Here is an 11553-nt window from a genome sequence, read left to right as displayed (position 1 = left end):
GTCCGGGGCCGCCCGCCCCGGACCCGGCAGCGGTCAGAAGTGCGTCGTCCGCGCCGCCACCATCAGCCGCGTCACCTCGTCCGCCCCGATGGTCAGCGCGCCGCCCGCCGTGGCGAGCACCTCGCGCTCGGCCGGGGTGTACGGGCCGTCGGCGAGCGCGATCCGCGCGCCCTGGAGCAGCAGCGCCTCGCGCCCGGCCGGGGCGAGGTGCGGGGCCAGCGGGCCGAGCGCCTCGTGGAGCTCTATGGCCAGACCGGGCCCGCAGTCCGGCACGGTCGCCCGGCCGGTGTCCGCGGCGAGCGCCTCGACGAGCGCGACGAGCTGCTCCTCGCAGGCGTCGTCGAACCCGGCGCCGCGCAGCGCGCCGACGGCCGCGTCCAGCGTCGTGCGCGACGAGGTGCCGCCCGCGGCGAGGATCGCGAGGACGACGGTGTGCACGGCGTCGCGCACCATGGCCGAGAGCCGGGTGGTCGTGGGGTGGTCGAGCACGTCCGTGCCGAAGTGGTCGCCGCAGGCGGCGCACTCGACGATGGGGCCCGCGGCGCCGCGCGGCAGGACCGGGACGCCGAGCAGGACGAAGCGGCGACGGCCGGTGCGCCGCTGGTAATTGCGGTCACCGCCGCAGGCCGGACAGAAGAACTCGCCGTCCCCGACGGTGGTCCAGGCCGTGTGCACGCCGATCACGCGCCTGCGCAGGACCCGCCCGCGTGAAACGGGCGTCGCGAAAATGCGGGATTCCCGGCCGTTTCGTTCCCGATCTGGCAGCACCACGCACCTCCGTAACGCCCCGGCGACGTTGCCGTGTTGGGCGTGATGTTAGCCACATTGTCGATGTGGCGTCAGCACCCCGTACGAGAGATGGCCTGTAGACGACCTGGACACGGGCCCACGCAAAAGCGCCGAACGGGCTCTTTCGAACCCGTCCGGCGCTTGTCTGCCGCGAAGTGGAGCCGCGAGGCGCTGGTCAGCGAGCCGCGCGGTTCACCGCGGAAACCGCGGCCTTCAGCGAGGCACGTGTCGTATTCGCATCGATACCGATGCCCCACAGAACCTTGTCGCCGATCGCGCACTCGATGTACGACGCGGCCTGCGCGGAGGCTCCTTCACTCATCGTGTGCTCCTGGTAGTCCAGGAGACGTACGTCGACGCCGATGCCCTGCAGCGCGTCGAAGAAGGCCGAGATCGGGCCGTTGCCGGTGCCGGTCAGGACCGTGTCGGCGCCGTCGACCGTCGCCTCGACGGTGAGCGTGTCGGTGCCGTCCTTGTCCGTGGTGGTCTGGCCGTTCCTGACCTGGATGCGGCCCCACGGGTTCTCGGGGTTGGGCAGGTACTCGTCCTGGAAGATGCTCCAGATCGCGTCCGGCGTGACCTCGCCGCCCTCGGTGTCGGTCTTCAGCTGGATGGCCTTCGAGAACTCGACCTGCATGCGCCGCGGCAGGTCCAGCTTGTGGTCGTTCTGCAGGACGTAGGCGATGCCGCCCTTGCCGGACTGCGAGTTGACGCGGATCACGGCCTCGTAGGAGCGTCCGACGTCCTTGGGGTCGATGGGCAGGTACGGGACGGCCCACTCGATCTCGTCGACCGTCTTGCCCTGCTGCTCGGCGCGGAGCCCCATCGCCTCGAAGCCCTTCTTGATGGCGTCCTGGTGGGAGCCGGAGAAGGCGGTGTAGACGAGGTCGCCCGCGTACGGGTGGCGCGGGTGGACCTCCATCTGGTTGCAGTACTCGGCGGTGCGGCGCAGCTCGTCGATGTCGGAGAAGTCGATCTGCGGGTCCACGCCCTGCGAGAACAGGTTCATGCCCAGCGTGACCAGGTCGACGTTGCCGGTGCGCTCGCCCTGCCCGAACAGGCAGCCCTCGATGCGGTCGGCGCCGGCCATGATGGCCAGTTCGGCGGCGGCGACGGCGGTGCCGCGGTCGTTGTGCGGGTGGACGGACAGGCAGACGTGCTCGCGCCGGGTCAGGTTGCGGGACATCCACTCGAAGCGGTCCGCGTGGGTGGAGGGCGTCGAACGCTCCACGGTGGCGGGCAGGTTGAGGATGATCTCGCGGCCCTCCGCGGGCTGCCACACGTCGCAGACGGCCTCGCAGACCTCCAGGGCGAAGTCCAGCTCGGTGTCCGTGAAGATCTCGGGGCTGTACTGGTAGCCGAAGATCGTCTCGGGGCCCAGCAGCTTCTCGGCGTACTCCATGACGAGGCGGGTGCCGTCGACGGCGATCTGCTTGACCGCGTCCTTCGAGCCACGGAAGACGACCTCGCGCCAGACGGGCGCGGTCGCGTTGTACAGGTGGACGGTGGCGCGCTTGGCGCCGATCAGCGACTCGACGGTGCGGGAGATCAGCTCTTCGCGTGCCTGCGTCAGTACGGAGATCGTCACGTCGTCCGGGATCGCGCCGTCCTCGATGATCGACCGTACGAAATCGAAGTCCGTCTGGCCCGACGAGGGGAAGCCGACCTCGATCTCCTTGTAGCCCATGCGGACCAGGAGGTCGAACATCTCGCGCTTGCGCGCCGGGGACATCGGGTCGATCAGCGCCTGGTTGCCGTCACGCAGGTCCGTGGAGAGCCAGCGGGGTGCGACGGTGATCCGGTTGTCGGGCCACGTGCGGTCGGGGATGTCGACCTGGTCGTACCGGCCGTACTTGTGGATCGGCATGGAAGTGGCACGCTGCAGATTGGGCTTGATCGCCATGATGCGGGGGCTCCTCGGGAGTGTCCTTAAGGACGGCCGACGGTCGCTTCGCGAGCAACACCGAACTCCGCGGGGAGGGGGTCGGCCTCGACTACAGGCCCTCGCCGCGGCAGCTAAGGAGAAGCAGCCCGTAACGCATGATGCTCCGCAGCCTAACCGAGCCGCGCCGTGCGCGCGGATCCATATCAGTATGCGGGATCGGCGCCACCGGTAAGAGGTGATCAATACCTCTATTTCACTAATCATGGTTGCAGGTAGTGACACGGGCATGACCCAGTGCCACATTTGCGGCCATGACCGCCAATCCAGGCTTCGAGCCTGTCTTCTGCACGATCATCCCGCCGCATGTCCTCGACACTCTGGCCCAGAGTGACGACGCCGCGCTCGCAGGGCCCGCCCGCCGCACCCTGGAGCGGGACTCCATCGAGCGCACCCACCGCCGTCTGACCACGGTCATCGGCGCCCCGGCCGTCTCACTGCCCAAGGAAGCGGCAGAGGGAAAGGCGCACCGCACGCTCTACGACGCCAAGCACAGGACCGACCTGCCGGGCCGCAAGGTCCGCGGTGAGGGCGAGCGGCCCGGCAAGGACGCGACCGTCAACCGCGCGTACGCGGGCCTCGGTGCGACCTTCGAGCTGTACCTGAAGACGTACCAGCGCAACTCCATCGACGGCCGAGGCCTGCCGCTGAACGCGACCGTGCACTACTCCGAGAACTACAACAACGCCTTCTGGAACGGCGAACAGATGGTCTTCGGCGACGGTGACGGCGAGATCTTCCTCGACTTCACCATCCCGGTCGACGTCATCGGCCACGAGCTGACCCACGGCGTCACGCAGTACACGGCCAACCTCACGTACTTCGGCCAGCCCGGCGCCCTGAACGAGTCGATGTCGGACGTCTTCGGCTCGCTGATCAAGCAGTACACACTCGGCCAGACCGCCGCCGACGCCGACTGGCTGATCGGTGCGGGGCTGCTCGCCCCCCGCGTCACGGGCAAGGCGCTGCGCTCCATGAAGGCCCCCGGCACGGCCTACGACGACGACGTGCTCGGCAAGGACCCGCAGCCCGCCGACATGGACCACTACGTCCGCACGGGCCGCGACAACGGCGGCGTGCACATCAACTCCGGCATCCCCAACCACGCCTTCTACCTGCTCGCCGAGGCGCTCGGCGGCAACGCGTGGGAGCGGGCGGGGCAGATCTGGTACTCCGTCCTGACCGGCGGGCAGCTGGCGCAGGACGCGTCCTTCGCGGACTTCGCGAAGCTGACGGTGGCCGCGGCCCGCGACAAGTACGGCGATGGCGAGGAGCACGGAGCCGTCGTGAAGGCGTGGTCCCAGGTCGGAGTGCCCACCAACTGACCCGCAGACCGACCTCCCCATGGAGCAGCCGGAGTAGATGGAGTAGACAGGATCCATGCGTATCCAGGTGAAGCGCACGGGAGGTTTCGCGGGCATCGAGCGGCATTCCGAGGTCGACACCTCGGGGCTGCCCGATGCCCACGAGTGGCAGGTCCTGGCCGAGGAGGCCATGACCGACGGGCGGAGCACGCCGCCGTTAGGAGTGCCGGACGGCTTCAGCTACCAGCTCACCGTCGACGGGCACACGGTGTACTGCGCGGATCCGCGCCTGACCGATCCACAGCGGAAGCTGATCACGCGCGTACTGAAGGAGGGGGCCTGAAGGATTCCGGGAGAGGTCCGAGCGGTTCCAAGATCCCGAGCGGTTCCAAGATCCCGAGGGGTTCCAAAGACATGAGAACTGTTCACCTTTTCTGAGGTACGCCCATTGACTTCCGTACACGGCCGTACGGAAGATCGCGCCCATGGCAGCGAGCGACGCGCGCGATCCACTACCTCAGTTCCCCCGCGACTTCCTGTGGGGCGTGTCCACATCGGCTCACCAGATCGAGGGCGCCGTCGACGAGCGCGGTCCCTCGGTCTGGGACGCGTTCACCGCGGTGCCGGGCAAGGTGAAGGACGGCACGACGGCCGCCGTCGCCTGCGACCACTACCACCGCTACCGCGAAGACGTGGCGCTCATACGGGAGTTGGGGGTGGACGCGTACCGCTTCTCGGTGTCGTGGCCGCGTGTGCTGCCGAGCGGTCGCGGGGAGGTGAGCGCCGCGGGCCTCGACTTCTACGACCGTCTGGTCGACGAGCTGTGCGCGGCGGGGGTGAGCCCCGTCCCCACGCTCTTCCACTGGGACACCCCGCTCACGCTGGCCGACGAGGGCGGCTGGCTGCGGCGGGACACGGCCGAGCGCTTCGCCGAGTACGCGTCCGTGGTGGCGGACCGCGTCGGTGACCGCGCCAAGAAGTGGATCACCCTCAACGAACCCGCCGAGCACACCCTTCTCGGTCACGCGCTCGGCCAGCACGCGCCGGGCGAACAGCTCATGTTCGGCGCACTGCCGGTGGCCCACCACCAGCTCCTGGCCCACGGACTCGCCGTACGGGCCCTGCGCGCGGCCGGTGTCACGGACATCGGCATCGCCAACTCGCACGGCCCCACCTGGCCGGCGTCGCCCTCGGCCCAGGACACTCAGGCGGCGGACCTCTACGACGTACTCCTCAACCGCCTGTTCGCGGACCCGCTGATCCTGGGCCGGTACCCGGACGGCATCGAGGAGCTGCTGCGGTCAGGCGGCGTCGACGACATCGCGGCGGACCTCAAGGTCATCGCGGAGCCGGTCGACTGGTACGGCATCAACTTCTACCAGCCGACGAAGGTGGGCGCGCCGCTCCCGGCGACGTCGGCAGGGGCACCGACGTCCACGGAGTTCTCCGGCCTCACCCTGCCGCCCGAACTCCCCTTCTCGCCGAGGGAGATCGAGGGCCACCCGGTGACGGACTTCGGCTGGCCGGTGGTCCCCGAGGCGCTCACCGAGCTCCTCACCGGCTTCCGCGACCGGTACGGCGACCGCCTGCCACCGCTGGTGATCACCGAGAACGGCTGCTCGTACGAGGGGCTCGACGACCAGCGGCGGATCGAGTACCTCGACGGCCATCTCCGCGCACTGCACCAGGCGTTGGCGCAGGGCGTCGACGTACGCGGCTACTTCGTCTGGTCCCTGATGGACAACTTCGAGTGGGCGGAGGGCTACCGCCGGCGCTTCGGCCTCGTGCACGTCGACCACACCACCCTCGAACGCACCCCGAAGGCGTCGTACGCGTGGCTGCGCGAGGCGCTGCGGGCCCAGCGGACCCGGCGGGCATGACGGCGGCGCCGGTCGACGACGCGCTGAAGGAGCCGACCGAGCGGGTCGGGCGGAGCTGGACGTCCGCGCTCTCGCTCGCCAACGGCGCGATCTGGGTGGGCTGGTACGGCCCGCTGCAGATCCTCCTGGCCCTACAGGCGCAGGACCTCGCCCCGGCCGGTACGTCGAAGGAGACGGTCCTCGCGTGGGTGGCCGGCGTCGGGGCCGTGGTGTCCCTCGCCTCGAACCCGCTCTTCGGCGCGCTCTCGGACCGTACGGTGTCGCGCTTCGGGCGGCGCACGCCGTGGATCGTGGCGGGCACGGCGGGCGGCGCCGCGGCGCTCCTGCTGCTCTCGGCCGCGGGGTCGGTCTGGTGGATGGCGGCGGGCTGGTGCCTGGTCCAGCTCACCCTGAACGCCGCGTTCGCCGCGGTCACGGCGGCCGTGCCCGACCGGGTGCCACGGCTCCAGCGGGGCGCGGTGGGCGGCTGGCTCGGGGCGGCGCAGATCCTGGGCGTGGTGGTGGGTACGGGCCTCACGACGGTGGCCGGGGGCGTGGGGGCGGGGTACGCGGCCTGCGCGGTGTTCACGGTGGCGGGGGTCCTGCCGTATGTCCTGCGCCACCGGGACCCGCGTCTCGCGCCACGGGACAGGCCGCCGTTCGCCTGGCGCTCGTTCGCCGCCGCGTTCTGGCTGAGCCCGCGCCGCTACCCGGACCTGGCCTGGGCCTGGCTGACCCGCTTCCTGATCAACCTCGGCAACGCCCTGGTCCTGCTCTACCTCCTCTACTACCTGCGCGACCGCCTGGACTACCCGGACCCCGGCGGGGGCGTACTGATCCTCACGGCGGTGAACGGTCTGACGCTGCTCGCGACGGTGGTCGTGGGCGGCGTCTGGTCGGACCGCGTGGGCCGCCGCAAACCGTTCGTGCTCTGGTCGGGCGTCCTGATGGCCCTCGCGACCGCCATGCTGTCCGGCTGGCAGACATGGCCGGGCGCGATCGTCGCGGCGGCGGTGCTCGGAGTGGGTTTCGGCGTCTTCACGTCGGTGGACTTCGCGCTGATGACGGACGTGCTCCCCAGGGCCATGGACCGCGGCAAGGACATGGGCGTCATCAACATCGCCAACTCACTCCCCCAGGTGGCCGCCCCCGCCCTGGCGGCCCCGGTCGTGACGCACCTGGGCGGCTACCGGGTCCTGTACCTGGTGGCCGCGGGAGTGGGTCTGGCGGGGGCGCTGCTCGTGACGCGGATCAGGGGCGTGGAGTAGTAGCCCTCAGGGGCGCGGCGGGGCGTCAGGTGCGGGCCGGGGCGTCAGGTGCGGGCGGGCCTCAGAAGCCGAGCTTGCGCAGCTGCTTGGGGTCGCGCTGCCAGTCCTTGGCGACCTTGACGTGCAGATCCAGGAAGACCGGCGTACCGAGCAGGGCCTCGATCTGCTGGCGGGACTTGATCCCGACCTCCTTGAGCCGCTTGCCCTTCGGGCCGATGATGATGCCCTTCTGGCTGGGCCGCTCGATGTAGACGTTCGCGTGGATGTCGAGCATCGGCTTGTCCGCGGGGCGGTCCTGGCGCGGCAGCATCTCCTCCACCACGACGGCGATGGAGTGCGGCAGCTCGTCCCGTACGCCTTCGAGCGCGGCCTCGCGGATCAGCTCGGCGACCATGACCTGCTCGGGCTCGTCCGTGAGGTCGCCCTCGGGGTAGAGCGGCGGGCTCTCGGGCAGCATCGGGACGATCAGGTCGGCGAGCAGCTGTACCTGCTTGTCGCCGACCGCCGAGACCGGCACGATCTGCGCCCACTCGAAGCCGAGCTCCTTGCCGAGCTGGTCGATGGCGATGAGCTGCTCGGCGAGCGTCTTGCTGTCGACGAGGTCGGTCTTCGTCACGACCGCGATCTTCGGCGTCTTCTTGATGGTGGCCAGTTCCTTGGCGATGAACCGGTCGCCGGGGCCGAGCTTCTCGTTCGCGGGCAGGCAGAACCCGATGACGTCGACCTCGGCCCAGGTGGTCCGCACGACGTCGTTGAGCCGCTCACCGAGCAGCGTGCGCGGCTTGTGGAGCCCGGGGGTGTCCACCAGGATCAGCTGCGCGTCCTGGCGGTGCACGATGCCGCGCACCGTGTGCCGCGTGGTCTGCGGCTGGTTGGCGGTGATCGCCACCTTCTGGCCGACCAGAGCATTCGTAAGGGTGGACTTGCCCGCATTCGGGCGGCCCACGAAGCAGGCGAAGCCGGCGCGGTGGATGGCCTCGGACGGCTCGGATGACTCGGTACGAACGCTCATGGCGCCCATTCTCCCTGATCGACGGAGGGCCGCAGCACGCCGAGGCACCGATCGGGCACCAATGGGGCGCCGACGCGGCGTCCGTGAGCTCCACGAAACTCTCACGCAACACGAAACACGGCGGAAACGCCGGGGTGTCCTTTCCGAAATGCTGGGCGGTGACGCTTCCCCTCTGCCCCCACCCGGAGGAGAGATTCCCCGTGCAGCCCGCCCAGTCCGTGATCCCGTCGTTCTCGTCGCACCCGCTCACGACCACCCTGGCCGCCGCCGAGGGGCCCGACACCGGAGACACGGCCTGGCTGCTCGCAGCCACCGCCCTTGTCCTCCTGATGACGCCCGGCCTCGCCCTCTTCTACGGCGGCATGGTCCGCACGAAGAGCGTCCTCAACATGCTCCTCATGAGCTTCGTGTCGATCGCCCTCGTCACCGTGGTGTGGCTGCTCGCGGGCTACTCGCTCGCGTTCGGCGACGACACGTTCGCGGGCCTGATCGGCGGCGTCGACCACTTCGGCATGGCGGGCATCGGCCCGAGCACGCTCACCGGGACGGTCCCCACCCTTCTCTTCACCACCTTCCAGCTGACCTTCGCGATCCTCACCACGGCGCTGATCAGCGGCGCGATCGCGGACCGCACGAAGTTCGTGGCCTGGCTCGTCTTCGTGCCGATCTGGGCGCTGCTCGTATACGTTCCCGTGGCGCACTGGGTCTGGGGCCCGGACGGCTGGATCTCCTCGTCCCTGGGCGCCCTGGACTTCGCGGGCGGCCTGGTAGTCGAGATCGCGTCCGGCGCGTCCGGCCTCGCGCTGGTCCTGGTCATCGGCCCGCGCATCGGCTTCAAGAAGGACGCGATGCGCCCGCACAACCTGCCGATGGTCCTGATGGGCGCGGGCCTGCTCTGGTTCGGCTGGCTCGGCTTCAACGGCGGCTCGGCCCTCGGCGCGAACGGCCTCGCGGCGGCCTCCGTCCTGAACACCCTGCTCGCCGGGTGCACGGGCCTGCTCGGCTGGCTCTTCGTGGAGCAGAGGCGCGACGGCCACCCCACGACGTTCGGCGCGGCATCGGGCGCGGTGGCGGGACTGGTGGCGATCACCCCCGCGTGCGGGGTCGTCGGGGTGCTCGGCGCCGCGGTGGTCGGCCTCGCGGCGGGCGTGGTCTGCTCGTACGCCGTGGCGTGGAAGTTCCGCTTCGACTACGACGACTCGCTGGACGTCGTGGGCGTCCACCTGGTCGGCGGCGTGATCGGCACACTCCTGATCGGTCTGTTCGCGACGGCCACGATGACGGACGGCGCGCAGGGCCTCTTCTACGGGGGCGGGCCCGCCCAACTGGGCAAGCAGACGGTGGCGGTGCTCGTCGTGGCGGCGTACACGTTCACCGTGACGTTCGGCATCGGCAAGGCGATCGACAGGCTGATGGGCTTCCGGGCGAACGCCGATGACGAGATGACGGGCCTCGACCAGACGCACCACGCGGAGACGGCCTACGATCACGGCGTCCTGGTCGGCGGCCCCCTGAAGGGCAGCACCGCCTCGCACCACCCGAAGGGGAGCACCCACGCATGAAGCTCGTGACCGCGGTCATCAAGCCGTTCCGCCTCGACGAGGTGAAGACGGCACTGCAGGAACTGGGCGTACTGGGCCTCACCGTCACCGAGGCGAGCGGGTACGGGCGCCAGCGGGGGCACACGGAGGTGTACCGGGGGGCGGAGTACCAGGTGGACCTGGTGCCGAAGGTGCGCATCGAGGTCGTGGTCGAGGACCCCGACCTCGACCCGGTGATCGACGCGATCGTCCGCGCGGCGGCCACGGGGAAGATCGGTGACGGGAAGGTGTGGGCGGTCCCGGTGGAGACGGTGGTGCGGGTGCGGACGGGTGAGCGGGGCCCGGACGCGGTGTAGAGGTCCTCAATTGCCGGACGGGCTGGAATATCCAGCCCGTCCGGCGATTGAGGACGAACTCGGCGAAGCCGGTGATGACGGTACGCGCAAGGCGCAGGGCCCCCGCGCCGAGCGGTTTGCGGGAAGGGGCGGGGTCGGGGAAAGGGTCAGTTCGCCTGAGCCCGCACCCGGACCTCCCCATCGGGCCCCGCAAGGAAAACCGGCGTCCCGGCCCCACCGAGGTCCCGCACAGCGGCAAGATCCTCCACGGAGAGCGACTCCTCGCCGGAGACGACCGCCGCCGCTTCCAGGGACTCGGCGCCGGAGGCGACAGCCATGGCGACAGCGGTCCGCAGGGCGGAAAGCTTCAGGGAGTCGAGCGAAACCGTCCCGGCGACATACGTCCGCCCCGTCTCGTCCCGCACAGCGGCCCCCTCGGCCACCCCGTTCCGCGCCCGCGCCGATCGAGCCAGCGTAACGATCTTCCGGTCCTCAGCGTCAAGCGCAGCACTCTCGGTCATAAACCGAGCATACGGAGCGCAGAGAGCTACATGGCCACCGGGTACATGGACCCCCGCCGCCCCTCCGGCGACGCGAGCCACTCCAGTTTCGCCGCCGTATCCGCCTCCGGCAGCGGCGTGTGCATCACGATCGTCAGGTCGGGCCGCGCCGGCACCCGCAACGCCGTCGACTCGACGTGCAACGCGCCCACCAGCGGGTGGATGAGCTCCTTGTGGACCTGCCCCGCGGGCCGCACGTCCCGCCGCTCCCACAGCTCGGTGAACTCCTCGCCCGCCACGTCCCGCAGCTCGGCGAGGACCGCCTGGAACCCCTCGTCGTCCGGCGTCTCCGAGCACGACGCACGGAACTGCGCGACGACCGACTCCGCGTTGGTCCGCCAACTCACGCTCCGGGAGCGGTAGATGGGGTCGGTGAAGAAGTCCACGAGGCAGTTCTGGGTGATCTCGGGACGCATCCCGAAGACCATCCCGGCGGCGTCGTTGTAGAGGACGCAGTTGTAGTAGCGGTCCATGATGTGCGCCGGGTACGGCATCCACGTGTCGATCAGGCGCCGCAGCCCCTCGCACATGTCCCGGTCCGCCTGCTCGACCTCGGGAGCCGGCGGGTTGAGCCCGGCGAGCACATACAGATGCCGCCGCTCGGCGCTCGACAGCTTCAGGACGCGCCCCACGGAGTCCAGGACCTGCGGCGACACCGAGATGTCGCGGCCCTGCTCCAACCACTGGTACCAGGACGCGCCGACCCCGGCGAGCACGGCGACCTCCTCGCGGCGCAGACCCGGCGTACGCCGCCGCGCCCCGCCGTCCGGGAGCCCCGCCTGCGCCGGGCTGATCCGGGCGCGGCGGCTCATCAGGAACTCGCGCAGTTCACCGAGCCTCCGTGCCTTGGACGCGTCCTGCGGCACCCTCGCCACGGCCTCGTTCGTCCCCGCCATGCGCAGTTCCCCCTGCCTGGTGTTCCGACCACCAGCATAAGTTCTGG

Annotated in this window: 11 protein-coding genes; 6 read left to right on the top strand and 5 right to left on the bottom strand. The window is 70.3% G+C overall.

Features of this window, described 5'->3' with window-relative positions; genetic code table 11:
* Positions 1-33 precede the first annotated feature (33 nt).
* Both ACFVXC_RS21325 and leuA read right to left on the bottom strand, forming a co-directional pair.
* Positions 34-768, bottom strand: coding sequence for a TerB family tellurite resistance protein (locus ACFVXC_RS21325; protein WP_389907477.1), 735 nt, complete (start codon positions 766-768; stop codon positions 34-36).
* A 196-nt stretch (positions 769-964) separates the two neighbouring features.
* Positions 965-2692, bottom strand: coding sequence for a 2-isopropylmalate synthase (gene leuA, locus ACFVXC_RS21320; protein ID WP_389907307.1), 1728 nt, complete (start codon positions 2690-2692; stop codon positions 965-967).
* 293 nt (positions 2693-2985) lie between these two features.
* Between leuA and ACFVXC_RS21315 the strand changes: the two genes are divergently transcribed.
* From ACFVXC_RS21315 to ACFVXC_RS21300, 4 genes are all read left to right on the top strand, one after another.
* On the top strand, positions 2986-4056 hold the full coding sequence (locus ACFVXC_RS21315) for a M4 family metallopeptidase (RefSeq protein ID WP_389907305.1): 1071 nt from the start codon (positions 2986-2988) through the stop codon (positions 4054-4056).
* A 55-nt stretch (positions 4057-4111) separates the two neighbouring features.
* On the top strand, positions 4112-4378 hold the full coding sequence (locus ACFVXC_RS21310) for a protealysin inhibitor emfourin (protein ID WP_389907303.1): 267 nt from the start codon (positions 4112-4114) through the stop codon (positions 4376-4378).
* A gap of 142 nt (positions 4379-4520) precedes the next feature.
* Positions 4521-5915 (top strand): GH1 family beta-glucosidase, encoded by a 1395-nt coding sequence (locus ACFVXC_RS21305; RefSeq protein WP_389907301.1) that lies wholly within the window; start codon positions 4521-4523, stop codon positions 5913-5915.
* Positions 5912-7162 carry an MFS transporter gene (locus tag ACFVXC_RS21300; RefSeq protein ID WP_389907299.1) on the top strand — a complete coding sequence of 417 codons (1251 nt, stop codon included), beginning with the start codon at positions 5912-5914 and terminating at the stop codon, positions 7160-7162. The genes ACFVXC_RS21305 and ACFVXC_RS21300 overlap by 4 nt, the downstream gene beginning before the upstream one ends.
* Before the next feature lie 61 nt (positions 7163-7223).
* On the opposite strand, the gene era is transcribed toward ACFVXC_RS21300, so the two are convergent.
* Positions 7224-8183 (bottom strand): GTPase Era, encoded by a 960-nt coding sequence (gene era / locus ACFVXC_RS21295; protein ID WP_389907297.1) that lies wholly within the window; start codon positions 8181-8183, stop codon positions 7224-7226.
* Between the two features lie 248 nt (positions 8184-8431).
* Between era and ACFVXC_RS21290 the strand changes: the two genes are divergently transcribed.
* Together ACFVXC_RS21290 and ACFVXC_RS21285 are read left to right on the top strand one after the other, a co-directional pair.
* Positions 8432-9736 (top strand): ammonium transporter, encoded by a 1305-nt coding sequence (locus ACFVXC_RS21290; protein ID WP_389907475.1) that lies wholly within the window; start codon positions 8432-8434, stop codon positions 9734-9736.
* The gene (locus ACFVXC_RS21285; protein WP_389907295.1) at positions 9733-10071 is read left to right on the top strand and encodes a P-II family nitrogen regulator; all 339 of its coding nucleotides are present in this window, start codon (positions 9733-9735) and stop codon (positions 10069-10071) included. Before ACFVXC_RS21290 ends, ACFVXC_RS21285 begins: the two co-directional genes overlap by 4 nt.
* A gap of 146 nt (positions 10072-10217) precedes the next feature.
* On the opposite strand, the gene ACFVXC_RS21280 is transcribed toward ACFVXC_RS21285, so the two are convergent.
* Positions 10218-10571 carry a cytidine deaminase gene (locus ACFVXC_RS21280; protein WP_389907293.1) on the bottom strand — a complete coding sequence of 118 codons (354 nt, stop codon included), beginning with the start codon at positions 10569-10571 and terminating at the stop codon, positions 10218-10220.
* Between the two features lie 26 nt (positions 10572-10597).
* Positions 10598-11506 carry a helix-turn-helix transcriptional regulator gene (locus ACFVXC_RS21275; protein WP_389907291.1) on the bottom strand — a complete coding sequence of 303 codons (909 nt, stop codon included), beginning with the start codon at positions 11504-11506 and terminating at the stop codon, positions 10598-10600.
* Between the last annotated feature and the right edge of the window lie 47 nt (positions 11507-11553).

This window comes from Streptomyces sp. NPDC058257 (assembly GCF_042881845.1).
Classification (GTDB): Bacteria; Actinomycetota; Actinomycetes; order Streptomycetales; family Streptomycetaceae; genus Streptomyces.
The sequence above is the reverse complement of the archived record's forward strand: the minus strand, read 5'-3'. Positions and strand labels throughout refer to the sequence as shown.